Annotated in this window: 23 protein-coding genes and 1 pseudogene; 14 read left to right on the top strand and 10 right to left on the bottom strand. The window is 59.3% G+C overall.

Annotated elements, in window-relative coordinates; all coding sequences use genetic code 11:
• Positions 1-11: 11 nt before the first annotated feature.
• Positions 12-893 (bottom strand): nucleotidyl transferase AbiEii/AbiGii toxin family protein, encoded by an 882-nt coding sequence (locus C7435_RS16515; RefSeq protein WP_121212531.1) that lies wholly within the window; start codon positions 891-893, stop codon positions 12-14.
• Entirely contained in the window at positions 890-1,714 is an 825-nt protein-coding gene (locus C7435_RS16510; protein ID WP_121212530.1) for a type IV toxin-antitoxin system AbiEi family antitoxin domain-containing protein, read from the bottom strand. The genes C7435_RS16515 and C7435_RS16510 overlap by 4 nt, the downstream gene beginning before the upstream one ends.
• 116 nt (positions 1,715-1,830) lie before the next feature.
• Here C7435_RS16510 and C7435_RS16505 point away from each other — a divergent pair, with 116 nt between their 5' ends.
• Both C7435_RS16505 and C7435_RS16500 read left to right on the top strand, forming a co-directional pair.
• Positions 1,831-2,880, top strand: a complete 1,050-nt coding sequence (locus C7435_RS16505) for a PDDEXK family nuclease (protein WP_065383220.1) — start codon at positions 1,831-1,833, stop codon at positions 2,878-2,880.
• A gap of 200 nt (positions 2,881-3,080) precedes the next feature.
• A complete protein-coding gene (locus C7435_RS16500; RefSeq protein ID WP_065383221.1) occupies positions 3,081-3,479 on the top strand; it encodes a hypothetical protein in 399 nt (132 codons plus the stop codon).
• Between the two features lie 228 nt (positions 3,480-3,707).
• On the opposite strand, the gene C7435_RS16495 is transcribed toward C7435_RS16500, so the two are convergent.
• The 6 genes from C7435_RS16495 to C7435_RS16470 form a co-directional block, all read right to left on the bottom strand.
• Positions 3,708-5,123, bottom strand: coding sequence for a UvrD-helicase domain-containing protein (locus tag C7435_RS16495; protein ID WP_065383222.1), 1,416 nt, complete (start codon positions 5,121-5,123; stop codon positions 3,708-3,710).
• A gap of 1 nt (position 5,124) precedes the next feature.
• Positions 5,125-6,849, bottom strand: coding sequence for an ATP-binding protein (locus tag C7435_RS16490; protein ID WP_065383223.1), 1,725 nt, complete (start codon positions 6,847-6,849; stop codon positions 5,125-5,127).
• A 39-nt stretch (positions 6,850-6,888) separates the two neighbouring features.
• Positions 6,889-8,250, bottom strand: a complete 1,362-nt coding sequence (locus C7435_RS16485) for a hypothetical protein (RefSeq protein ID WP_199288369.1) — start codon at positions 8,248-8,250, stop codon at positions 6,889-6,891.
• A gap of 16 nt (positions 8,251-8,266) precedes the next feature.
• Entirely contained in the window at positions 8,267-8,884 is a 618-nt protein-coding gene (locus C7435_RS16480) for a type IV toxin-antitoxin system AbiEi family antitoxin domain-containing protein (protein WP_121212529.1), read from the bottom strand.
• Between the two features lie 249 nt (positions 8,885-9,133).
• Positions 9,134-10,999 (bottom strand): hypothetical protein, encoded by a 1,866-nt coding sequence (locus tag C7435_RS16475; protein WP_121212528.1) that lies wholly within the window; start codon positions 10,997-10,999, stop codon positions 9,134-9,136.
• A 12-nt stretch (positions 11,000-11,011) separates the two neighbouring features.
• Entirely contained in the window at positions 11,012-11,242 is a 231-nt protein-coding gene (locus C7435_RS16470) for a hypothetical protein (protein WP_065382766.1), read from the bottom strand.
• Positions 11,243-11,554: 312 nt separating this feature from the next.
• Between C7435_RS16470 and C7435_RS16465 the strand changes: the two genes are divergently transcribed.
• The 7 genes from C7435_RS16465 (at position 11,555) to C7435_RS16435 (ending at position 19,255) form a co-directional block, all read left to right on the top strand.
• A complete protein-coding gene (locus C7435_RS16465) occupies positions 11,555-12,751 on the top strand; it encodes a DUF932 domain-containing protein (protein ID WP_121212527.1) in 1,197 nt (398 codons plus the stop codon).
• A 126-nt stretch (positions 12,752-12,877) separates the two neighbouring features.
• On the top strand, positions 12,878-14,935 hold the full coding sequence (locus C7435_RS16460) for a ParB/RepB/Spo0J family partition protein (RefSeq protein WP_121212526.1): 2,058 nt from the start codon (positions 12,878-12,880) through the stop codon (positions 14,933-14,935).
• 96 nt (positions 14,936-15,031) lie between these two features.
• A complete protein-coding gene (locus tag C7435_RS16455; protein WP_121212525.1) occupies positions 15,032-16,072 on the top strand; it encodes a DUF7146 domain-containing protein in 1,041 nt (346 codons plus the stop codon).
• A 320-nt stretch (positions 16,073-16,392) separates the two neighbouring features.
• Entirely contained in the window at positions 16,393-17,331 is a 939-nt protein-coding gene (locus C7435_RS16450; RefSeq protein ID WP_121212524.1) for a DUF2493 domain-containing protein, read from the top strand.
• A 120-nt stretch (positions 17,332-17,451) separates the two neighbouring features.
• Entirely contained in the window at positions 17,452-17,877 is a 426-nt protein-coding gene (locus tag C7435_RS16445) for a hypothetical protein (RefSeq protein ID WP_121212523.1), read from the top strand.
• Positions 17,858-18,388, top strand: coding sequence for a GFA family protein (locus C7435_RS17425; protein WP_407658372.1), 531 nt, complete (start codon positions 17,858-17,860; stop codon positions 18,386-18,388). The genes C7435_RS16445 and C7435_RS17425 overlap by 20 nt, the downstream gene beginning before the upstream one ends.
• A 534-nt stretch (positions 18,389-18,922) precedes the next feature.
• Entirely contained in the window at positions 18,923-19,255 is a 333-nt protein-coding gene (locus tag C7435_RS16435; RefSeq protein ID WP_065383358.1) for a DUF736 domain-containing protein, read from the top strand.
• Between the two features lie 43 nt (positions 19,256-19,298).
• Here the strand turns inward: C7435_RS16435 and C7435_RS16430 are convergent, their stop codons facing one another.
• Entirely contained in the window at positions 19,299-19,526 is a 228-nt protein-coding gene (locus C7435_RS16430) for a type II toxin-antitoxin system RelB family anti-toxin (protein ID WP_121212521.1), read from the bottom strand.
• Here C7435_RS16430 and C7435_RS17360 point away from each other — a divergent pair.
• Complete coding sequence (locus C7435_RS17360) at positions 19,422-19,976, top strand: DNA -binding domain-containing protein (RefSeq protein ID WP_325048669.1); 555 nt, start codon at positions 19,422-19,424, stop codon at positions 19,974-19,976. The two genes, C7435_RS16430 and C7435_RS17360, sit on opposite strands and share 105 nt — an antisense overlap.
• A 58-nt stretch (positions 19,977-20,034) precedes the next feature.
• On the opposite strand, the gene C7435_RS16420 is transcribed toward C7435_RS17360, so the two are convergent.
• The gene (locus C7435_RS16420) at positions 20,035-20,925 is read right to left on the bottom strand and encodes a LysR family transcriptional regulator (RefSeq protein WP_121212519.1); all 891 of its coding nucleotides are present in this window, start codon (positions 20,923-20,925) and stop codon (positions 20,035-20,037) included.
• A 101-nt stretch (positions 20,926-21,026) separates the two neighbouring features.
• Here C7435_RS16420 and C7435_RS16415 point away from each other — a divergent pair, with 101 nt between their 5' ends.
• From C7435_RS16415 to C7435_RS16405, 4 genes and pseudogenes are all read left to right on the top strand, one after another.
• Positions 21,027-21,386, top strand: a complete 360-nt coding sequence (locus C7435_RS16415; RefSeq protein WP_121212518.1) for a VOC family protein — start codon at positions 21,027-21,029, stop codon at positions 21,384-21,386.
• Entirely contained in the window at positions 21,383-22,249 is an 867-nt protein-coding gene (locus tag C7435_RS16410; RefSeq protein ID WP_121212517.1) for an NAD(P)H-binding protein, read from the top strand. Before C7435_RS16415 ends, C7435_RS16410 begins: the two co-directional genes overlap by 4 nt.
• Before the next feature lie 101 nt (positions 22,250-22,350).
• Positions 22,351-22,533 (top strand): annotated as a pseudogene (locus tag C7435_RS17420) (transcriptional regulator domain-containing protein); the annotation flags it as partial.
• Between the two features lie 76 nt (positions 22,534-22,609).
• Positions 22,610-23,095 (top strand): DUF2285 domain-containing protein, encoded by a 486-nt coding sequence (locus C7435_RS16405; RefSeq protein WP_170150525.1) that lies wholly within the window; start codon positions 22,610-22,612, stop codon positions 23,093-23,095.
• Positions 23,096-23,290: the final 195 nt, after the last annotated feature.

The following is a 23,290-nucleotide window of genomic DNA, read 5'->3' as shown; positions in this document are numbered from 1 at the left end:
GATCTGCTGCGCTAAGCTGAACTCTCGACAATTTCCGATAGGCCCAACTGCTGAGCTACGTCGTCGGTCTTGGCCCAACGCTGGCCTGGTAAACGCGTTACCATCTCGCCAAATACCCTTACAAATGCGGCGCGACCGGCAGCAGCATCAAGTGCATCAGCACGATCGGGGGTGAGTAGCGCACGGATATCTCCCAAAAGGTCTGGTCGCGCGAATTTCGCGAGCATCCGCTGTTCTGCCTCAGCCCGGGAGATGGCCTGACCTTGCTGATCAAGATAGCGCACAAAAAGCGCGACGACCCGTTCGATGTCCAAATCGGGAAGCGCATCGAGCGCATGATCGAGATCGAAAAGATCGCGTCCTTTATCGCGTTGTAGCAACGCACGTAGCTTCGTCGCCAGAAGCTCTTCCGCGGAGAAGGACGCTATGGTCGTACTTCCCGTGAACCACGGATTCTGAACGGCATAGGGGATTGAAGCCGGTGGATCGAAGGCTTCGATCTCTGAAATGTTGATCTCGACCTTCAGACGAATCTGCGCTTCAGGGTCATCCTCGGCTGGCACACGAAAGCGCAACTTCGGAGCAACTTGGCTCGACGCAAAATTCGCTTGCCCTAACCAAGGTTCCAGCACATCTCGCATAGCATCAAGAATGGGGCCGATAGGCCCTGCGGTCGTCCGGACGAGATCAATGTCTTCGGAATACCGTAACGGTTCCGGAAAGATCACTTTGTTGAGAGCCGTACCACCTCGGAACCTCAGCTCAGGTCCTAGGAGATCGTGATTGAAAATCTCCACGAGCGCTCGCGAGATGATCAGATCCTGCTCAACCTGCCTCGGCTCAGCCCAAGGCGCCGTCAGACTCCAGGCGGTGATGTTCGTCTCGGGGATCATTGTTCGTCGACTTCAATTGGCCGGCGGACAATAACGTGCCAGCGTGAGCTGCGTTCTCGTTCGTCGCTGGAGGCGATTGCGTTTGCTTCTCCAGGTTCGAGTTCGACCCACGGCACATTGCCGTTACGAAGATGCCTCTCCAAACTGGATGCTATCTCCTCCTGTCCAAGGTGTTCGAGAATGTATCCGAGGCGCTGGACGACAGACCGCTCAAACTTCGGGGCCAACGCGTCGAGGCGTTCTGGGTCAATTTGGGCGGCGAGTTCGTTGAGAACACCCGCCGCATGACTGATGCCTCCGCTGGCTTGTGGATAGCGCACAAGGTCCAAGGCGGTCAAAGCCGGTGATGACACGCGCATCGAACCGGTATCGGTCTTTCTTTGCTCGATACCCTGCTGAATGCTCTCTATGTCTTTGCGGAAATAGAAGGCGAGCTTGGAACGCCCGGCCCGAATGGGTTTCCACTGTCGATCGGTTACGACTTGGAACTCCATCACTGCCTGGTGTGACGCCCCATGGACTTCTGCAGCCTTCAGAAGCGCCACGTAGTAAGGCCTCTCTGCATCCTTCATCATGGCGTCGATGTACCAGCTTGGCGGTGGCGCACCCCACTTCAGATACCGCGTGGGCGTGATCACGTAGAAACCTCGACGCGGCACGACGACATGACCACGCTTCTTGAGGCGTGCGGCCGCGTCGAGGAACGCCCCATGGCTTACACCCAAGGCTTCCATCGCATCCTCGCGGGTGAAGCTGATGCGTCCACTCGACGCCAGTTCTTCAACATAGGCCGCCAAGGAGGTGGTGCGCTCAGGTATCATATCTCAAAATCCGCTCTACCAGCCGAGTTTTTAATATGATATTGGAATGCAAGCAAGCTTGATATAGATAACTCCGTGTTTAGCGCGGACTTTAGCATACAATCCAAGGCGCGCCGATGTCAGGGACAGACGATAGCGATCGGTTGATTCAGGAGGTCCTTTCCGAGCTCGGTTGGGATGAGGATCCGAAGACAATCGCGAACAAGGTCAGGCAGCTCGACCAAGGCCTACCAGCAGAGGACGAGTTCACAGCCATCTGCAACTGGCTCGGACGAGCCCGCCTCGTTCACAAACTTGACCAGCATCAAGCGCCCGTGGCCTCTCGCAATTTCTATCAAGTTCCAGACCTATTGGCGGAGTTCGAGCATGGCGGCCCCGTCCTCATAGAAGTGAAATCAAAGACGAAACCGAAGCTCTCCTTCACGCCGCGCTATCTCGACCGTCTCCACGCCTACGCCCGGCTCGTCAACATGCCCTTACTTATCGCCTGGAAGCTTCATGGCATCTGGGTGCTGTTCGAAGTCAAACACCTCACCAAAGCAGAGAAGAACTTCAACATCACGTTCGGCGACGCCATGAAGGAGAATCTGCTTGGTATCTTGGCAGGAGACGTTTCTTACAAGATCGCATCCGGTGCGGGGCTGCGCTTTCGCTGCAAGAAGGAAGAACTCGTCAGCCGGCAAGAAACCGACGGTACGGTGACCGAACAATGGCAAATGAGGATCGACGAGGTTGGTTTCATGATCTCCGGGGGCAGGCCAGCTGAGCACCTAGACCCAGATGTGACGACGCTCTTCACGACTTGGGATTTATCAGAGGAGCAATCACACAGCGACACGCATATCGAACTTCGCTTCGTTGCCGGCGATGATGACGGCATGATGTTCGGCCACATGGCCCTGACACATCTCCTGCATTGGCACCTCCCACAAGGTGCGACAATCAATTGGCGTCACGCGATCAGACGCGACGCAGTCGTGAGCAACATGACCAATTTCGGACGCGCACTCGAACGCGCCCTGGAGCAAAAGGTAGTACACCTCATACTCCATCAGCAACCGCACACCTGGCCAAGCTTCCTACCGAAAGAAGAGGTCAACACGAAAGGGCCGTCACCTCGTGCGGACCAAGACACTCCAGTCAAGCAGCAGGGGAGCGCCTCATGAAGCAGGCATTTGGCCGAGCCGAACAACTCGAAGCTGTGTTGGCCCTGGATCAAGTCGTCGCCACGAAGCTGGCATCGATTATCGTCTTTGCCGCGAACATCGAATAGCACCTTGAACGCGCCATCTGGCTTCTTGATGGTGTTGATCCCAAAGGCATCCGACCGAAAACAGACGGAAAACCGATCAGCGAGTTGATCGCAATGCTTGAACAACATGTCGGCAACGCAGCAGGTGATGACGTGCAGAGCATGTTGGAGACTTGGTGCAAGGCTGCCCGATCCGGCTTCATTATCCGCCACAACATCGCACATGGCGTCTCTTTCAAAATGGAGACAACACTCGTGTTCTCGCGAAATCCACGCTGGCATGGCGAGGTTCGCCGCCGCGAGTTTGGCGATCTGTGGTGTGAGCCAAACACCTTGGATCTGATCCGCGAGTCATTCGCCACTTTGCTGCGCGTCATTGGAACGATTGCGCAGGACCGAAAGCCGCTTCCAGAAATCGCGAATGCGAGCGCACTGCGCGCTCTGCGAGAAGCTCGATCCATCTTGGGTGAGTTTGCTGATCGATTCTACAATCCAAGCTTCGAAAAATACTAAAGCGTCCGGCCTCTTTTTTTGCGTCTGCGCACGGTATTCATCTGCGGTAGGCGGCACCTCATACTTCAAGCCCAAGGATATCTATTCGGAGGCCGCTTCCGGAGCGAGGCGGAAGACTGCGACGTGACCGCTCGCTCAGCATCCCAATGCGCTCGGTATAACGCGGCCTGCTAGACATCACCCCGCTCTTCGGAACATGAACATCGACAAACAGGCCTCGTACCTCCGCTAGACAGCTGGCGTGAGAACCGGATTGGCCGTGCAAATCACAAGCTTTCGGGATCCGCGTGTCATGGCAACATAAAGGTCACGAGCACTCAAAAGATCTGTATCGATAATGACCGCGACGTCAGCTTCCAATCCCTTGAGAAGCAAGGTACTTCCCACCGCTCGACGTGGCAGTGTGCGCCCTTTGACGCGCGATTGCTCACGAGCTCGGACCGCCATTTCATGAAAATCCTTTGCATCGACGCAGCCGTTGAAGGCCTGGATTGCGGAACGCACTAGTGCTGGCCTTAACGGGAAGACACCGGCCTGGCGATTAATCTCGACCAACAAAGTCACGGCTGCTGTCGGGCTTGGCGCGCGTGCAAATGCCAGTGCAGCCGCCTCTGCATCATTTGGCGGAGATCGTTCCCGGCCAGCGAAAAGCACACGCAACCTCTGCTTCATCTGTGCAGCACCGACACCAGTCATTGTCGATCCGGCGAAATCGATCAAGTCATCGGCGGCGGTCGCTGCATGCATATCGAAAGATGCCGCGAAACGAATGAAATCCGTCAGATCGGCGTTCTCGACGACAACAGCGCCTCGTGCCCGTGCAGCGATCTCACGATGCCGCGGAGGCCGTCTGGCATCGCAGACAATCAACACGTTTCCACCTTCATTCGGCGCGCGCGTATTGGCTGCCCTTGTCTGATTCTGGACGTCTTCGTCACCGGTGACTGCAATCACCTCCACCTCTGGCGGAGCCTCACGAAGATCGATCGGTTGACCGGCTTGTAGCGCCGCCCTCACGGCCAAAAGCCATCGACCAAAGCGCTCAGTACCAACGTTCCGCCAACGCCAAGGCGTATCCAGTTCGCCCGCTGGCGGGAACCGCAATTGAACGTCAGCCTCCCAATCGACCAGTACATTAGTGCCCCATCCAAAGATCGCCTGCATCGGATCACCGAGCACGCAGGTCGGCAGGACTTCTGCGATCTTCGAGACCATCGCATGCTGCTCAACAATACAGTCCTGGTACTCATCCACGAGCAAGCGCGCATAAGTCGCTTTCAGCACATCCCCAAGGTGACCGCCGTCTAGGATATTGACCGTTCCCTGTCGGATTGCGGGGTAGTCGTTTCTCGGATCGGTCAGATCGAGAATGCCTCCGGCATGGCCGCTCCGGAGCGGAAAAGTACCGATGAGGCGCATCGCCCAGCCATCGATTGTCGTGATCCTATAGGCACGTTGCGACACACCCAGATGCGTGAGCCGAGCGCGTAGCGCCGCGACTCCTGCATTGGTATGTGTCAGGATAAGGACCGGCTTCGCATCGTCATGCCGCTGCAGGGCCGACGCGATGAGGTGTGTCTTCCCGCACCCAGCCGGCGCTGAAACGCTACCACAGTCAATCTTGAGCAGATCGATATCAGCCATGCTACGCCTGTGCCCAGCCAATAAGCGCATTGACCCGGTTCCGGAAGTCTTCACGTACATCGGCGAAGTTCAAAGCCAAGATTCTACTGGCCACATGTTCCATCCGACCCACCGACTTGAACCACGGGTTGCTCTTGTTGGTGCTCGCTGTGACGAGAACAGCGCGCTGAGCAGGCGTAATGGTGTGCTGGGGCGAGTGGAGCAGCGCTCGTAGATTTTCGACCGTCTCCTGATTACCGGACGCCGACTGAATATGAGCAGCCACCATTTCCTGCCCGTGCTCGATAATCGCGTAGTCCAGCATCGCCAGGAGTGTCGCATCCCCCACATTATTGAAGATCGCGGCTTCCAGCGACTGGCCTGCGTCCCAAGTAAACGTGCCGCCGCCCAGTTGATGAAAGGTCGCTTCCACCTGTGCAGTGGGTGTGATGTCGGCATCTCGAAAAACGGCTGTCCGATATCCGAGCTTCGCGAATTCGGTGCCGCGTTCATACAATCGATCCGGATGGCCACCACCCCCGTCGACGAGTGCAACACCGCGAGCGAAAATCGAAGGTTGGCCCTGTCCCACACAAAAAAGCTCGAACCCGCGCACAAACCCGACTTCGGACGCGCCCTCACAAATCAGAACAGATGGAGCCAGAAAAGCTTCCGGTGATCGGCGTAGTGTCCCCTGCGCCGAAGTAGGGACAGGCCGCGCTTGATGTTTGTCGTCCGACCGCCGCATGATCCGCAGCTGCGCCACAGAAAGCTCCCGCAACACGATCGGTGAATGTGTGGTGGCGAAGACTTGTTGGGGCGGCGTTTCGTCCTTTGCTCCTAGCGAGCCGAGAAGCCGAATGATCCGGTGTGGTTCAAGACCATTCTCCACCTCGTCGACCAAGAGAATGGAGGACATCGCCGCGACTTCCCGCTGGAGCCCAGCGATAAGTAAGCGCGTGGAACCGAGCCCCAAACCGCGAAGAGGAACCCCTCGCTCGTCGTGCAGGGCGATCGAACCGCCGGTGACCGAAACAGAATGCATGTCGAGGAGCGCTTGCGCCTTCTCGCCAATCGGGATGCCGAGTTCATCCGCCGCCTTCTTCACCGATGTGAGCGCATCGCCAAGCTGAGCATCCGCGTCATTGCCGAAGCTCTTTCTTGCATCGCGCGCTGCCTGCGACAAAGCGAGGGACGCATCCGGCTTCTCCTCGCTCAACCGATTGAGAACGGAGCCGCGCCGCCATGCGAGATTGTGATCAGACGTCGCACCGAGACGAGTTGGCGCAAGCTCGACCCGATCCTTCCAATTCAGATTTCGCTCCGCGCCCTTAGCGTCTGCGCGATCCGATCTTAACCTCCACCGTGGCTCCAAGTCGCCTGCGATCTCAAGATTCAACGACAGAACTGTTTCGAGTCCATGCCCGGGTTCATCTTCGATCGTTCCGAGGAGATACTGATAGCCGCGCAGATAATCCCCATATGCCTCAAAATTTTTCAGCGTATCCGACAACGCCCCCAAGGTCAGCGTGATCGAGATGGGCGTCTCGACATCGAGTTGGTAAAAATCTGCATCAGTGATTTGAACGGACCGGCGAGCACCAAGGCACAGGTCGATAGCGTCGAGAACCGTGCTCTTGCCAGCATCACCAGACCCGATGAGACAATTGAGACCAGGTGACGGATACCATTCGAACGACTTGATCGATCGAAAATGCGAAATCTCAACCTTGCGAATAACCGCCATGTTCTCCTCCCAGGCGCTTACCGCCAATCCCTAGCTTCGTCACCCGCGTGAAATTTGGACTCGCTCGGGCTCTTCATCGTGTTCGACAGCCAAGCCATCCAGATCCAAGTTTGGATTCACGACTAACGCACCGTCCCCATCGGGGTCCGGATCGTCGGGCTTGACCGCAAAGGTGATGGAGCGGCCAGCGGCCACGACATCACGCATCCACCTTTCCAAAAGTTCGGATTGCGGAATGTTTGTCCCCACCCATGCGCCCTTGACCATCATTGTGAATGAGGTGTTGTCGAAGTATCGACCCACATTCGAGTACGCCAGACGGCGACCGCCCCGCGGGCCCTTAAATCGGTCGTCTTTTTCAAGAAGCTTCCAATAGGCATGGGGGATATACATTCCTTTCGTCAGGCCTGTGCTATCGGGTTCGAACTGAATTCGTGGGCAAAACTTCAAAAAGAACGGGTTGTCGCTAAAGCGAAAATCATCCAGTGCCGAGGCGGCTTTTACCTTGGACAACTCCTTGAGAAACCTGTCCATTCGATGGAGTTCATCGGTGAGTTTTGCCTCAGGGAACCGAAAGATCGCACCTAAATCGTCATCCGCCTCCATGGCCTTGTATTGAACCATGACGAACGCCCTGAACCGTTCATTGTAGTAGATCAGATCAGTCCCGGTCTGCTCCTCGAGCGGCTGCCGATTGGCCATTATCACGGTAAGGCGGTCGTCACCGTCAGCGAAAACGGCAGCGGCAGCATTGGGAATCTCTCGGAGGTAATCGTAGCCCGGCACCTGTCGCATATCTTGGATAACCATCGGATCCTCGCGCATGCGAACCTCCGGCAACCCGTCCAAGAATGACCCGGGGGCCTCATCCTCCAACGACCACTGAGCCAGTGGCGCACGGTCGATCCCGGCGAGGCTCATGGCAACGGCCAAAGCTTCCTTCTGATAGGCAAGGCTATCTCGCGCCCGCTCGCTCAGCCGCTCAAGACGCTGGCGGGTCGATGTTGTGAAACGATCGACCAAGCTACGAGCCCCTGGCGCGAGCCGGACAAAAACATCGATCGCTTCCTGGAACGCCTTTGGCGAAAGCAAGCCGCCACTAAGGAATCTCTGTTCGACGGCCTTCCGATTGCGAGTTGGCACGCCGCCGATAATGCGTTGAGTGGAGACAACATCATCGACCGAGTGGATTTCCTCAATGTTGAGTCGGCTTTGCTGCGTTCCCGCGTTCACCCCCCGTCGTCCCCGCCCGATATGCGTGACACGGCCAGACGGATCGACAATGAAACAGACTAGAGGCGCATTGCGGCTGTGGCCGAACAACGGCACCGCTTCCGCGAAACGGCCATACTCATCCACGGCATGATGAAAGACATCGCGCCGCTCATGGGTCAGACGCAAGACATATCCGCCAGCCTTAGCCATTGGTGGTCAGTGCCTCCAGATAAGGGCGGATCACCGTGCCGACCCCGCCTGTGTCCGCTGCCCTAGCGATCTCGGCCGGCGTGGATTTGCGTTGGCGCAGAGCCTCTTGGAGGCCCTCGAGCGCGACGGCGAGACTGATCTTGCCGCGATGGCGGAAGCAGTCCGCGACGGTCTTCGCCACGCCGAACACCTTTACCGATACGCCTTCGATCACATGGGTTTCGACGCTTTCGATGAGCAGATCGTCCGAGAAGCGCAGCACACGGATTTGCATGTCGCTTGGCTTCGGCGTCCAGTCATTACGGCCGATCGCCATCCACACCTTCTTGGGAAGCTGATCCGTGAGACCATGAAAGACGAGCGCCGAGACGAGGCAGATCACGCCCTTGGGGAAACGCTTGGCCGCTTCGGCAAGGCTGTGGTTTGCGTCGAGCTCTGCGTCAGGGAGCTGGTAGAGCCCGCGCGCCAGGCGGATAACCTCACCATCCTTCTCCATGCGGCTGACGGTTGCGGCGGTGACACCGGCGTCCCTAAGTTCCGCAAGGCGCAGAATCCCACGCGCCGCTAGGAGGTCGCGGACTATCTCGCGTTGGGAGCGGGTCTGGGGCATCGATATATACTCTCACACTTCAGCATTTGTAGTGTGAGGTTTTGTATCACGTGGAGCGATGAAAGGAAAGACAACACATTGAAGTCGACCTCTGGGCTCTGATTCCGACAGCAAGGAAGGGAGTGTCTCTCTGACGGGTAGAATCAGCCCTATCTGTATCCGACGGTTTCGACATGCCACTAACACATGCACGTTCCAGAACGGACGCACATCAGATCATGAGAATTGGGCTTTCGGGCTAGATCGCGTTCAGGCCACGCTTTCTTCCGGGACGTCCGCCGTCTTGATCAGTTCCTTCGCATAGCGCTTGGCCTGAGATATGCTCTGCTTGTAGTCATCTGCAGCCAGCGAAAGAGATTCGGGCGAGGTGGCACGGTCGAGATCGTCGCTCGACCAGTCGTCAGAGAGTCGTTTGCTGATGGCGTAGCAAGTGGCTTTCCCAACTCGGAAGGCCATGAACTTGCGAGAGGCCCTTAGTATCGCAGTGCGCACTACTTCCGGCTCGCCGGACGTACGAAGTTCCGCATCAAGTTCGACAGCCATACGCTCCACGACGGAATACAAGCCGTTCACGAACAGCGTTTGGGCATCCTTGTAAAAGCGCCCCGCACGGCCTTTCAAATTCTTCTCGGCGATCTCTTCGGGATCGGTGAGGATCTTGATCTCCGGCACGCGCTCCAACGATTGGGCAGAACGTGAAAGCTTTGACCCCTCTGGCGCCTTGCGCACCTTCTTGTGTTTGGCGCGTTGACTCTTGTTCGGGTCGCGCTTGTCCCCATTCTCATCGGGCTCGTCGCCCGTTTCCGGGAAATCCGTATCGAGGTCGACGGGATCGGACGTATCGGTGCCCTCAGCAGTATCCTCCGTCGGGGATGCCATCGGACGACGAGAGGGACTAAGGGTCGCCGTGGGGACACGGAACTCGTCGAGGAGTTTCTGAAGGTCGGTTTGGAGATCATCCAGATTGTCGTCGGAGGATGGTGACTCGGAACGAATGACCTCCCTGACCCATTCGGGCATGAGCTCGCGCACATAGGCGTCGAAGTCCTCAGCGATCATCGGGGACCGGTCATCGGGCCAGGTCAGTCCATCACGATACTGATTTGGCATGGCGACATTGTCAGCAAGCTCGATTTCGATCGTGAGGACCTTCGAGCCGAAGGGAATACCGAAGTTCGGGGCTGCCGCCGACCAAGCCTTCTTCGACTTGATGTCATAGCGCTCACCTTTATGCACCAGCGCGCAAAATGTCGTGGAACTCGTTGCCGGATTGGCGAGCGCACTTAGCGAATGGCTGTGCCGCTCATGCTTGGGGTCGTGGATATAGTGTACAGTGACCTCCCCGCCGGGCGCTTCGACCCTTTCATGGTTGGGCAACTCGTCGACCACATCTTCCAGCGTTTTCAATCGACGCGTACGACCTGTCTCGCCTTTGCCACCGCCTTTGGTCATGGCGACATCGACGCGAACTTCGACTCCCTCTCCAAAACGCGCAAAACGCCGGAAGATCGCCGACGGAATGAAGCTTCGGTCCAGACTTTTCCCTTTGCCCAGCGGCTCGGCTACGGTGTCGTGATCTTCGCTTTGACCGAGCAGGACGACTTCCGTCCAGTCGAACGCGGTGTCCTGTCCCGCTTCACGGGCCACGTCGGTAACGTCATAGACAGTGTCGGAGCTGCCGTCAGGCAATTCGACAGGGAAGCGGACATAGGTGCCTTCGTCGGCATCGAAGCCGATGGTGACTTCGTTGACGATGCCACTCTTGCACGACCGATAGCGTATCCCTTCGCGCGACATGGTGAGACCTGAGACCTTCGCCCCAATCCCGAAATTGCCATCAAGCGCCATCTCTTTGTTGATCGAAGACGATAGATCGGTCGCTTGCTTCAACTCTCTATCGTCCATGCCCACGCCCGTGTTCCAGAAGGTCAGCTTGCGTACGCCATCAATCGTCGTGGGGTAGATTTCGATACGACGATTCCCCGTTTCCGCCAGAACAGCGCTTTCGTCGGCATTCTTGAAGAACTCGCGAACCAGCGTGCTCACGGGCGCCTGTTCGATCAGCCGGTTTATGAGAAATCGCTTGTCGCGAATGTTAAGTGGTTCAGCCTTCATGGATTGCGCCCCCTACAGCTTGAACTTGTCTGCGCCATCGCCCGAAGTCGATCCGAACTTTCGCTCTATCTCGCCTGTTGCATCTCGGAGCGCTTTGATGATCTTCTTCACGTCAGCATCGTTGTATTCGTAAGCCCGGCGGTTCGAGAGGTTGCCAAGTTTCCGAATGGCGTCGAGCGCAGACTGAGTCCGCCCCTCGGCCAGCCGAACAAACTTCTCCCGTTTCTCACTGTCTTCAGACATCAATCCATCACCGCCTTCTGCATCCTTCACTGAAATTCAGGTAGTTTCTACATCGCTTTGAGTCAATAGACTCCATGAATTTCGTGCCATATTTCGAAATACTTTGGAGAAATCTGTGCCGAATATCGATGCAAATACGCCGTCTGGACGCCAACATATTGCCAACGACCTTCTTGTTGGGGCGGTGTCGCAAGGCTGAGATTCTTTGCTTTCGCCGGTGCAAGAGAGAGTGAGAGTTCGGCGGCTTTCGCCGTGACGGGTTTGGAGGTCGAGAGAGAGTCTTTCGGCCGGCCCGCTCACGGAGATTGACCCATGACTAACCTTGAAACCCTGGACGGCCGACGCGACGAGAGCGGCGGCTTCAAAGTCGATATCTCGCGCGGAGAGCGGATCGGCCGCGTCTCCTCGGAATGGTTTTCCCGGCCGGATGACGAACGCTACCTGTCCCTGTCGGAGCTCTACGCCTCTGTGAAGGGCCGCGCCGAGCACAGCCGCACGCGGACGGTCGAGAGCGCAGCGATCCGCGTCGAAGCCCATCGCGACGATCCGGAAAACCTGGCGCTCATCCTGCCCGAAGCCGACGCGCCGGTCGCGCCGACCCATTGGAGCTTCGGACAGCTTGCAAGCCTCGTCAGCGCACCAGCGGCCTATTTGCGCCAGCTCCCGGCGCCGCTCGCTGGCATCAATCTGCAATACGGGCTCACCTCCCACCGAGCCGAGCAGATCAAGACGCTGGAAACCGAGGATGGGCGTACCGAGCTGCGCGCCGTCACCGGCCCGGATTATGGCCGCATCTACGACCACGAACTCGTCGCCGCCGTGCAGAAGATCGCGGGGAACGGCACTGGCGATACGCGCTGGAAAGTGCCCGGCACGCTCGACTGGTCGAGCGGCGTCTACAACCCGATGGTCGACATCACCAAGGATACGACCACACTCTACGCCTCCGACCGAGACGTTTTCCTCTTCCTGGTCGACGACATGAACCCGATCGAGGCGGGCAAGCTGCCGGATGGATCGCCTGATCTCTATTTCCGGGGGTTCTATTGCTGGAACTCGGAAGTCGGCGCGAAGACGCTCGGCATCGCCAGCTTCTACCTCCGCGCCGTCTGCCAGAACCGTAATCTCTGGGGCGTTGAGGACTTCCAGGAAATCAGCATCCGGCATTCCAAATACGCCGCCAACCGCTTCGCACACGAGGCGGCGCCGGCGCTGACCCGCTTCGCAGATTCCTCGCCACGACCCTTCGTCGAAGGCATCCGTGCGGCGCGCGAGCGGATCGTCGCGCGCAATGACGACGATCGCACCGACTTCCTCCGCAAGCGGGGCTTCTCCAAGGCGGAGACGGCCAGGATCGTCGAGACAGTCCTCGCCGAGGAAGGCCGGCCGCCCGAGTCCGTGTTCGACTTCGTGCAGGGCATCTCCGCCGTCGCCCGGTCGAAGCCGCAGCAGGACGCCCGGCTCGAATTGGAGGGCAAGGCGAAGAAGCTCCTGGAGCGCGCGGCGTAACTGCAAACGGCGCTCTATCGTTCCGGTCCGTCGCTTCCTCAAGAGGAAGAGGCGGGCCGGGTTTTTCGTGACGGGTTTGGAGGTCGAGAGAGAGGCTTTCGGCCAGCCCGCCCACGGAGAACTGATATGACCAAGTCTCAGAAAATCACCCTCAGCGCCTCGCGCGACATCCCTTTCAACAAGCTGGTGCTGAGCCAGTCGAATGTTCGGCGCATCAAGGCCGGCGTCTCGATCGAGGAGCTCGCCGAAGACATCGCCCGGCGCACGCTTCTGTCCTCGATCACCGTCCGGCCGGTGCTGGACGAGGACGGCGCTGAAACCGGCATGTTCGAGATCCCGGCCGGCGGACGCCGCTACCGGGCGCTCGAACTTCTGGTCAAGCAGAAGCGGCTGAACCGCACAGCGCCCGTGCCCTGCATCGTGCGCACGGACGGCCTCGCCGAAGAAGACAGTCTCGCCGAGAATGTTCAGCGGGCGCCGCTTCATCCGCTCGACCAGTTCCGCGCCTTCCAGGCGATGCGCGAGAAAGGCAAGAGCGAGGAAGAAATCGCGGCGGCCTTCTTCGTCTCGGCGAATGTCGTCAAGCAGCGGCTTAAGCTCGCCGCCATCGCGCCGTCGCTTCTCGACGCCTATGCCGAGGAGGACCTGACCCTCGACCAACTCATGGCCTTCACGGTCAATCCCGACCATGAGCGCCAAGAGCAGGTCTGGGATTCGATCAAACGGACCTACGCGAAACAGCCCTATGAAATCCGCCGCATGCTGACCGAAGGCGCCGTGCGCGCCTCCGACCGGCGGGCGCAGTTCGTCGGGCTGGGCGCCTATGAGGCGGCCGGCGGCGCCATCCTTCGCGACCTGTTCCAGTCCGATGATGGCGGATGGCTGCAGGATGCAGGCCTGCTTGCGAAACTCGTCGATGAAAAGCTCGAAACCCATGCGGAAGCGATCCGCGCCGAGGGCTGGAAATGGATCGAGATCAGCACGGACTTTCCTTACGGCCATACCTACGGTCTGCGCCGGATCATCGGCGAGACCGAGCCGATGAGCGAGGACGAGATCGCGAGCTTCCACGCGCTGAAGACTGAATACGATCAGCTCGAAGACGAGTACGCCGACGCCGAGGAGTTCCCGGAAGAGATCGACAGTCGGCTCGGCGAGATCGAAACGGCGATGGAAGCCTTGCAGGAGCGGCCCGTCCGCTTCGAGCCGGATGAAATCGCGATTGCCGGCGTCTTCGTCAGCATCGGTCAAGACGGCCGTCTGCGCGCCGAACGAGGCTATGTCCGCCCCGAGGATGAACCTGCGGTCGAATCCGACGGGCAGAATGAGGTCGATGGGATCAACGCCTCCACCGATGAGGACGTCGACGACGTCACGAACACGGATGCCAGCGACGAGGCGGAAGAGGAAGACGATGGCCTCAAGCCGCTCTCCGACCGCCTCGTCATGGAATTGACGGCGCATCGCACGCTCGCCCTTCGCGACGCGCTCGCCAACGATCCGCAGACGGCGTTCCTCGCCGCCCTGCACGCGATGACGCTGCGGCTCTTCTATCACTATCCGCTGGATAGCTGCGTCGAGATCACGCCGCACAGCGCCGGTTTCGGTGCCCAGGCGCCGGGCCTTGGCGACACGGCTTACGCGCTCAGCATCGACGCTCGCACGACGAGCTGGCTAGGGGCGCTGCCGAAAGCGCCTGAGGATCTGTGGGAGGCGCTGGTCGGGTTCGACAACGACAGCCGCGAGGCGCTGTTCGCGCATTGCATCGCCATAACCGTCAACGCCGTCCAGGAACCTTACAACCGCCGTCCGCGGGCGCTCGCCCATGCGGACGTGCTGGCGGCGACGCTCGGGCTCGACATGGCGGCCGCGGGCTGGACGCCGACGGGCGAGAGCTATCTCGCGCGCGTCACCAAGGCCCGCATCCTCGAAGCCGTGCGCGAATCCAAGGGCGACGAGGCAGCCAACCGCATCGCTGGTCTCAAGAAACCGGAGATGGTCGCGGCGGCCGAAGAGCTTCTCGAAGGAACCGGTTGGCTGCCCGGAGTCCTGCGCATGCCGGCTCTTCCCGACAGCGAAGCGCAATCGGCGGATAACGGCGGCGAAACGGCCATGGGCGATTCCGCCGTCATCACCGATGATGAACCTGTCACCGGCAACGCCTTCGCCACTGCGGCCGAGTGACCGGGAGCCAAGCCCCCCAACGGCTCCCGCAGCCGCCCCTGGAGCCCGCCCAATGTGGCGGGCTCCTTCTTTTTTGCTCTCACCAAGGAGGCGCAAATGAATAGCATTGCATCTGACATGGCCCGCCAGCTCGGCCGCGAAGCGGAGGCCGTATGCCGCCACTATCTCTCCAACGGCCGCAAGCAGGGCCGCTACTGGATCGTCGGCGACGTCGAGAACACGCCCGGACGCAGTCTTTACGTTCGCCTCACTGGACCAACCCACGGTCCTGGCGCTGCCGGCAAATGGACCGACGCCGCCACGGGCGACCATGGCGACCTGCTAGACCTCATTGCCGGCGCCCGGCAACTTCGCACCTTCGGCGAGACGCTTGATGAGGCGCGTATCTTCCTGAGCCTCCCACGACCTGAACCGCCAACCCGCGAACGAGCGGTCGCACCCACCGGATTGCCGGAGGCTGCACGGCGCCTATTCGCCATGGGAAAACCGATCGGTGGAACGCTCGCCGAGCGCTATCTTCATCGGCGCGGTCTTTCCGGGCTTGGCGACGCGCCAGCACTGCGATTTCATCCGTGCTGCTACTATTGGCGAGAAGGTCAGCCCAAAGACACACCACCGGAGACCTGGCCCGCATTGCTCGCCAAGGTCACGGACGTGAACGGCAATCTCACCGGCGTTCACCGCACATGGCTCGATCCGGCGACGGCTCGCAAGGCGCCCCTCGATCCATCACGCAAGGCGATGGGGAACCTGCTCGGCCATGGCGTGCGGATCGGAACTGCGAGCGACATCCTCGCTGCTGGCGAAGGGCTGGAAAGCACGCTCTCCGTGCGCATGGCGTTGCCCAACATGCCCGTCATATCCGCGTTGTCGGCCAATCATCTCGCCGCGCTGATCCTGCCGACCGGGCTTCAGCGTCTCTACATCGCCGCCGACGCCGACGAAGCAGGCGACATGGCCGCCGCCAATCTGATCGAACGCGCAGGAGCCGTCGGTATCGAAACGATTCGGCTTATTTCTCTTGGCGGCGACTTCAACGAAGACCTCCGCAAGCTCGGACGGGACGACCTAAGGACGCATCTGGGTCAGCAACTGGCCACTGCCGATTTCTCACGGCTGCTTTCCGACGAACACTGAGCGGCAGAGCAGGCCCGTCACTAGTCTGGTCGCTATCGTCAGATCACCTCCTAATTCAAGAGCCTCGCCTTCGGCCTTCCGAGAGGAGCGAGACGGAGCGGAGACTGGCCGGGCCGGCAACGGCTACGGCGACACTCTTTTCCGCCGCCGGGCGTAAAGGCCCGGCTTTGCATCGCGAAACAAAAGAGCGCCGCCTCCGCCGTCCTCCGCCTCTGGCTCCGGCCGCCGTGACCGGCGGTGCAGTCCCGGCCAGCCCCCGCTTTCCCGTCGCTCGGGAAGGCCGCGAGAGGCGCGGCCCACGCCGAACAGGAGACGATCCCATGACCGCCGAGACCACCGAACCAATGGCCAGCTCCGCAACCGCGGCCGTACTCGAAGAATTGCAGCTCTATGGCTATCGGCCTTTCGCCGACGAACCCGACCCGAGACCCTTGCCCGAAGCCGACGCCCTCCAGGGTGCGATAGCCGATATCTTCGACGCACTCGCCGCCACGTTCGAAGACACGCGTCTCGAACCGGATCTCGAAGACCTGCTCTGGTCCGTGACGAACCTGTTTCATCGCACAGCAGCCCGCGTCGATCGCGACCTCGACGACAATGAGCAATCACAAAGACGATCACAGCGTGAACAGGACGGCTCGGAAGTACGCTCGGTCGAACTTGAAGCCCTGACGGCGCAGGGCGTCACGCTGATCGAACGGCGCAACGCTTACGAGCTCTTGCGCGATATCGCCGCCGACCACTTCGAGACCCATATCGGCCAGACCTGGCGTCCGCATTCGGGCTCCCGGATCAGTCACCGCACGCTGACCGCAGCCATGATCGACAGCCGCGACTACCTGTCGGCAAAGCGGCGCGCGGAGATCGAACCCCTCCTGCCGACCGGACCACGGATCGCATTCTCCGGCGGGCTCGACGTCACTGACCACCGGGCGATCTGGGATGCGCTGGACCGGGTGAAAGCCAAACACGCCGACATGGTGCTCCTGCATGGCGGCTCGCCCAAAGGCGCCGAGAAGATCGCCGCGTGTTGGGCGGATAACCGCAAATGCCAGCAAATCGTCTTCAAGCCGGACTGGAAACGCCACGGCAAGGCCGCGCCGTTCAAGCGCAACGACGCACTCATTGAGGCCATGCCCATCGGGCTCATCCTCTTTCCGGGGTCCGGGATCACCGACAATCTCGCCGACAAGGCCCGCAAGCTCGGCGTGCCGCTCTTCGACTTCCGGTCACCGAAAAACACGACGCAGACAACGTGATGCATCAAACACGTCACCCGATGCGCGCGCCGGAAGGTTCCGGCGCGCGCTACTTTGCGCTATACTTCGGAAAGCGCCGTGGCGGTTGGTGGAGGCGCTCCATCGACAAGGAGACCGCCCATGTTCCTGTCCGCATTGCTGAGTGTTATCGGCCTCGGTTTTCTATGCTGGCTCTTGTTCAGCCTGGCTGTCTATGCGCTTCCATTCTTCGTCGCCGTCACGCTCGGTTATTATGCGTTTGAAAACGGTGCAGGACCGATCGGCGCGGTTGCCGTCGCCCTGTTTGCCGGCGCCATAGCTCTTGTTCTCGGACAAGTGGCTTTCGCAACCTTCCGCTCACAGACTATCCGCCTTGCGCTCGGCGCGCTCTATGCCTTACCGGCGGGAGTCGCCGGTTTCCACGCGGTCAAGGGGCTGTCGGAGACCGGCGGCGCGGGCGAGACATGGACCCTCGTCTTCGCCAGCATCGGCGCGGTCATCGTCGGTGCCTCTGCGTGGATACGTATTGCATCGCTTGCAGGACAGGATGCGCGTCAGATTGACTGAAAGCTATGTTCGGAGCGGGCGCAACAAATTCGAAATCTCGGGCCCACCTTCAGCGTTGCGACACACCCCATGTTCTTGTATTGTTCTAAACAAGATACGAAACGAGAGGGTTTATAAAATGATTGAAGGAAGCTGTTGTTGCGGGGCCGTCAAATTTCAATTGGCGTCCGAACCATCCATGATGGGCACGTGTCACTGTTCACGGTGCCGCAAGGTCGGGGCCAGCAGCATTGTTTTTGTCAAAAGAGAAGACCTGACGTGGGTTAAGGGAAAAGACCAGGTCGGACTGTATCAGCCCGAAGCGCCCTACAAATATGGCCGATGTTTTTGCAAGGTTTGCGGGACCTCTCTAGGTGAAATCCTGTCTCAGGAGGACAGTTTCCCGATAGCCGCAAACGCGCTCGATACCGAAATCGGCCTTAGGAATCAGTTTCACGAGTTCGTTTCCGAGAAGCCTGCCTGGTATGAGATCTGTGATGATGCGCCGCAGTCGGAAGGTCACCCATCGTAGCCATTGGATTTGGGATCCTTCCCAATAGCGGCCAAGGCCGCTCTGACCGCTTGGTGCAGGCTGCAAGCATGCGGACAAAACGGCAGCTTTTCTGCAGAGTGCTGATCTCTAAACTCCGGTCAGTCTCACTTTGCTCAAGCGCCTGGATCGTGATCGTTCACGCCTCACTGATCGACGCAATCCTTCCTATTGAAGCCTTACGGAGCTCCATCGCCCGACATACGGACTAACAACTCTCGGTCGTCACTGTCCACTTGAAACGTTCTCTTGAAGCTCATCACCCGCGCCCGACGCGGCCTCTCATGGACTGATCTGGCCGGGATCGGCTGACGCCTCGACCGCCTTGGCCGCAACGGCGGTGCCGGACTTTCTTCCCCTGGGCGTCGCCCATTCCTCGCGAGTCAAGAAACTCTGTCTCCGCCGTCCTCCTCTGCGCTGCGGGCCGCATGGGCTGCGTCGGCGGTCGTCCCGGCCTCGTCGATCGCCATCGAGGCCGCGACGGGCGCGGGCTCGAAAGCCAAAAGGAGAACTGACATGGCCACCATCGGAACCTTTAAGAAGTCCGCCAACGAATACGTCGGCGAAATCGTCACCCTCAGCGTTCAGGCGAAGAATGTAAGGATCATCCCGGAAGAGGACCGCGTGAACGAGAACGCACCCAGCCACCGCGTCTTCGTCGGGCGCGCCGAGATCGGCGCCGCCTGGTCCAAGCGCTCGAACGAGGGCCGTGACTATCTGAGCCTCAAGCTCGACGATCCGAGCTTCACCGCTCCGATCTACGCCAACCTCTTCGACGACACCGTCATCGAAGGTGAAGACAGCTACAGCCTCATCTGGTCTCGGTCGCGCCGCCAGAGCGGCGATTGACGCCCCCGGTAGCCCCTCCCGGACTAGCCGGGAGGGGCAGCCATCATGCCTTTCGGCTCTTCCCCTGATCGTCCAGAAGCGCTGCCGGTTTGACGTCGAGCGCTTCGGCCACATGCCAGAGCGTAATGATGGTGACGTTCTGCTGGCCGCGCTCCATCGCGCTTATATGCGCGCGGTCAACGCCCATTCTGTCCGCCAGGGCGGCCTGGCTGAGGCCAGCTTTCTCTCGAAAAAACTGCAGATTTGCGCCAAATACTTCCCGAATATCCATCCGCCAGTAAAATGCGGATCGCGTGTTTTAATGCGACGTACTATAATACGCGGGCGATGGAGCCATTTTTCCACGCCTGCACTGGAACACTCAGGAATTTTCAACCGCTCGACGCTTGCGTCGTTTATGGTTTACGGTTCATTAATAGAGAACGCTAGACCCGTAAGGACGCCGATGCCAGCCACCCAGATCATGATCGCCGACGCTCCGCCAAACGACGCAGCCGTGACTGTTTATGATCGCGATCATTTCAAGCTTTATATGCGATTGCTTGATGCAAACGAGGCCGGCGCGACACTAGAAGACGTTGCGGCGCTTCTGCTCGGCATTAACGCTGTGGAAGAGCCGGAGCGCGCCCGCCGAGTCCATGACAGTCACCTGTCCCGCGCACGTTGGATGACCGAGCGAGGCTTCCGCGACCTTTTGAAGAACGGCCTTCCTGAAAATTGAGGGTACGTTGCGGCGAATGGAAGCGCGAGCCTCACGCGGTCTTCGAACAACACCAACCCTAAAACGACGCCGTATGCGCCGCCACTTCGTCCAGAAAACCACGCGCAAGCTTGGACAGGCCAACCTTGCCTGCATAAACGGCGTAGAGCGAGATTTCAGGAAGCCGCCAGTCGGGTAGGATCTCGACTAGGCGGCCGCTAGCCAGGTCATCCTTGCACAGAAGACCGGGTAGCTCGCCGATACCGGTTCCCTGCTCAATTGCGGCCTTCAACGCCAGATAGTCGTTGATCGCCACTGTGGGCTCGAACGGCTCACTGTAAGAAGTCTCTCCTCTGGTCAGCTGCCAGGCGATCGAATCCTGTGACTGAAAACCAAAGCCAAGCCGCACATGTTCGCTCAACTCAGCCGGCTCGCGCGGCAGCGCATGCACGGCCAGATAGGACGGTGCGGCGCACAGCCTATGACGATGGACCAGCAGTTTGCGGATAACCAGATTGGGGGCGGCGGGGCGCGCCACGCGAAAGGACAAGTCTATGGCGTCATCGACAAAGTCCAGCATGCGTTCGCTCACCAGCACCCGAACGCGTGCGTCTGGATGCCGTCGCACAAAGCGGTCAATGGGTTTAACAAATAAGAGTTCGGTCAAATTGGGTGGAACCGTGATCCGCAAGGTGCCTGACAAGGTCTCCTGTTTGCCGCGCATGGCCTGGTTGGCATAGGTCAGCGCGTCGATTCCCTTGCTGGACAAGTCGAAATAGGCTTGTCCCGCCTCCGTCATGCGCAAGGGTTTTCGCGACCGGTCCAGCAGCCGGATTTGTAATTCCGCCTCGAGCTCCGCCACCTTTCGGCTCACGCTCGACAGGGGCATCTGCAATGTTCTGGCCGCAGCGGTGAAGCTGCCCGTTCGGGCCACTTCAACAAAGACGGCAATGGAATCCAAGTGTCGCATGAGTTCTCATATTTGGAATATTTCTTCCAATATAAGCGTATTATCCAGTGTGTGGAAATAGATTAGGCTTCGCCCAATATCGCTCCAACCAGGGATGCCCCATGGCCAATATCGACAAAAGCATCAACTATATCGAGTTTCCGCTTATCGACGCAGCACGAACAAAGGCGTTCTACACGTCTCTGTTCGGTTGGCGCTTCGAGGACTGGGGCGACAAATATATCAGTTTCTCCGGCGCTGGCGTCGAGGGCGGTTTCAACGGCGAATCCGGCACGCCCGTGGCAGCGCCGGGCGTCCTGATCGTGCTTTATGCGAATGATCTGGATGAGACCCTTGCCGCCGTGAAGTCTGCGGGCGGCGCGATCCTACAGGAACCTTACGATTTTCCTGGCGGGCGGCGCTTCCACTTCGCCGACCCTAACGGAAATGAGCTGGCGATCTGGACCGAGGCGAAGCCATGAGCGTTGTTGTGACCGGAGCAACCGGGACCATTGGCCGCGATGTGGTGCGACTGCTGGCCGAGACTGGCCATGAGGTGCGTGCACTCGGGCGTTCCGAAGCAAAACTGGCGGAAATCGACGGCCCGAATGTAGCGCCAGTCGCGGCGGACAATCTGGATACCGCGGCAGTTTCCGACGCCGCAAAGCGCGCCGACGTAATGGTCATGATCACTGCGGCGGCACCTGATGCAGCCGCGCAGGCATTCTCTCTTCTATCGGCAGCAAAGCAGGCGGGCGTTCGCAAAGTCGTGCGCGTGTCAGCAATAAAGGCCGCGCCCGACGGCCCCACGGACAACACGCGACAGCATGCGCAAACCGAGGCTGATATCTGCGCCTCGGGCCTGGAATATGTATTCCTTCGCCCGAGCTACTTCATGCAGAACATGTTCATGGCCGCTGAGACAATCGCGGGGGACGGCAGTTTCTCTTTTGCAATGGGTGATGGATCTATCGGGATGATAGACACTCGCGATATTGCCGCTTGCGCCATGCATTGCGCGCTGAGTGATCAATGGAATGGACAATCGCTCGAATTGACCGGCCCGGAGTCAATCAGCTTTGACGAGATCGCCCGACGCCTCGCCACCGCGCTGAAAAAGCCTGTCAGCTACAACCCGATCACGCCTCAAGCGGCCTATGAGTTCATCGATGGTTCGGGCTGGGGCGCTTGGATGGCGGCGCTGACCCGAGATTATGGTGCAGCTTACGCGTCCGGCTGGGGAGATTTCGTGACCGAACATGTGGCCCAAATCACAGGACGCGCACCGAACAGTTTTGAGCGCTTTGCTGCTGATATGTTCCAGCCATCCGTGGGCAGTGCATGAGCAAGCGGATGATGCGTGGATCGCATCACGCGATATTTGAGGCCATTCTATGCAGCCGCAAATGAATGGCGGAACACCTCAAGCAGCCGACGTAACGTCACATGCCGGCTCTTGATTGGGAGGAGTTCGCCATGCCAGCCGACTGGCGCGACGATCAACAATACGATCATTTCGATGATCTCGGCATCTCCGGACTGGCTTGGGAATGCCTTCGGCGCAACACGAGCTATCGCGCCGACTATGACCGAATGCAAAAGGACGGCGGTGCGCCTTCCGACTGGGGGTTGCGATTTCCCTGTGAACCCAGAAATCGATTCACGCGTCGCGCGCGTTTTCTGGTTGCCCGCAGCCGCTCCCGCCGTGGCTCATCTCATCGCCGCTCTTCCGGAAATCGGCTTGACCGCATCCATACCTCCCGAAAGCATCGCGAACTGCAAGATAGACGCCGAGGGACTGTCATGGGTTCAACTGAAGGAAGGCGCCAATCTTGTCGGCGATCAGATCGGTGACCGGCCCGTTGGCCTCCTGCTTCCTCTGGATGGCAAATGGCCCATTCGGCTCGCTGCGGCAGATCGGCTGTATCACCAACTTATCGACCGCAATGCCGATTCGCCAATCACTCAGCAACGACGTGACCGCTTAAAACGCGCCCTGCGAACAATCGACGGACGTGAGAGCGGCGCCAGCTATCGCGACGTCGCCAGCGCCTTCTTTGGCGCCGATCACGTCGCCGCCGAACCCTGGAAGACCAGTTCACTCAAGGCGCAGGTTGCGCGCTTGGCATCCTATGGCCGGATGATGATTGATCGTGGTTACACGAAGCTTCTTCTAGGCAAGTACCGCTGAAACTGCCTTTATCTCACAGCGCCTGTGTCGTTCGAGAAGTTTCAGTTATGTTCATCTGATGACGCAACCTTCGCAATCACTCGACTCAAACCTTCCTAGAATAATGGGACGTACGCGCCGGCTACCATCTCAGCAACGAGTCATCTTCGACCAGATATTTCACAGTGGAGGCGGATATGTCCTCAACTTCTCCGA

Source organism: Maricaulis maris (assembly GCF_003634045.1).
GTDB classification, from domain to species: domain Bacteria; phylum Pseudomonadota; class Alphaproteobacteria; order Caulobacterales; family Maricaulaceae; genus Maricaulis; species Maricaulis maris.
Note: the sequence above shows the minus strand (reverse complement) of the source record. Positions and strands in the feature narration are given on the sequence as shown.

Bases quoted from the DNA above. Each gene is read 5' to 3' on its own strand.
- C7435_RS16515 (WP_121212531.1), bottom strand. From the start codon at position 893: ATGATCCCCGAGACGAACATCACCGCCTGGAGTCTGACGGCGCCTTGG.
- C7435_RS16510 (WP_121212530.1), bottom strand. From the start codon at position 1,714: ATGATACCTGAGCGCACCACCTCCTTGGCGGCCTATGTTGAAGAACTG.
- C7435_RS16505 (WP_065383220.1), top strand. From the start codon at position 1,831: ATGTCAGGGACAGACGATAGCGATCGGTTGATTCAGGAGGTCCTTTCC.
- C7435_RS16500 (WP_065383221.1), top strand. From the start codon at position 3,081: ATGCTTGAACAACATGTCGGCAACGCAGCAGGTGATGACGTGCAGAGC.
- C7435_RS16495 (WP_065383222.1), bottom strand. From the start codon at position 5,123: ATGGCTGATATCGATCTGCTCAAGATTGACTGTGGTAGCGTTTCAGCG.
- C7435_RS16490 (WP_065383223.1), bottom strand. From the start codon at position 6,849: ATGGCGGTTATTCGCAAGGTTGAGATTTCGCATTTTCGATCGATCAAG.
- C7435_RS16480 (WP_121212529.1), bottom strand. From the start codon at position 8,884: ATGCCCCAGACCCGCTCCCAACGCGAGATAGTCCGCGACCTCCTAGCG.
- C7435_RS16475 (WP_121212528.1), bottom strand. From the start codon at position 10,999: ATGAAGGCTGAACCACTTAACATTCGCGACAAGCGATTTCTCATAAAC.
- C7435_RS16470 (WP_065382766.1), bottom strand. From the start codon at position 11,242: ATGTCTGAAGACAGTGAGAAACGGGAGAAGTTTGTTCGGCTGGCCGAG.
- C7435_RS16465 (WP_121212527.1), top strand. From the start codon at position 11,555: ATGACTAACCTTGAAACCCTGGACGGCCGACGCGACGAGAGCGGCGGC.
- C7435_RS16460 (WP_121212526.1), top strand. From the start codon at position 12,878: ATGACCAAGTCTCAGAAAATCACCCTCAGCGCCTCGCGCGACATCCCT.
- C7435_RS16455 (WP_121212525.1), top strand. From the start codon at position 15,032: ATGAATAGCATTGCATCTGACATGGCCCGCCAGCTCGGCCGCGAAGCG.
- C7435_RS16450 (WP_121212524.1), top strand. From the start codon at position 16,393: ATGACCGCCGAGACCACCGAACCAATGGCCAGCTCCGCAACCGCGGCC.
- C7435_RS16445 (WP_121212523.1), top strand. From the start codon at position 17,452: ATGTTCCTGTCCGCATTGCTGAGTGTTATCGGCCTCGGTTTTCTATGC.
- C7435_RS17425 (WP_407658372.1), top strand. From the start codon at position 17,858: ATGCGCGTCAGATTGACTGAAAGCTATGTTCGGAGCGGGCGCAACAAA.
- C7435_RS16435 (WP_065383358.1), top strand. From the start codon at position 18,923: ATGGCCACCATCGGAACCTTTAAGAAGTCCGCCAACGAATACGTCGGC.
- C7435_RS17360 (WP_325048669.1), top strand. From the start codon at position 19,422: ATGCGCGCGGTCAACGCCCATTCTGTCCGCCAGGGCGGCCTGGCTGAG.
- C7435_RS16430 (WP_121212521.1), bottom strand. From the start codon at position 19,526: ATGGATATTCGGGAAGTATTTGGCGCAAATCTGCAGTTTTTTCGAGAG.
- C7435_RS16420 (WP_121212519.1), bottom strand. From the start codon at position 20,925: ATGCGACACTTGGATTCCATTGCCGTCTTTGTTGAAGTGGCCCGAACG.
- C7435_RS16415 (WP_121212518.1), top strand. From the start codon at position 21,027: ATGGCCAATATCGACAAAAGCATCAACTATATCGAGTTTCCGCTTATC.
- C7435_RS16410 (WP_121212517.1), top strand. From the start codon at position 21,383: ATGAGCGTTGTTGTGACCGGAGCAACCGGGACCATTGGCCGCGATGTG.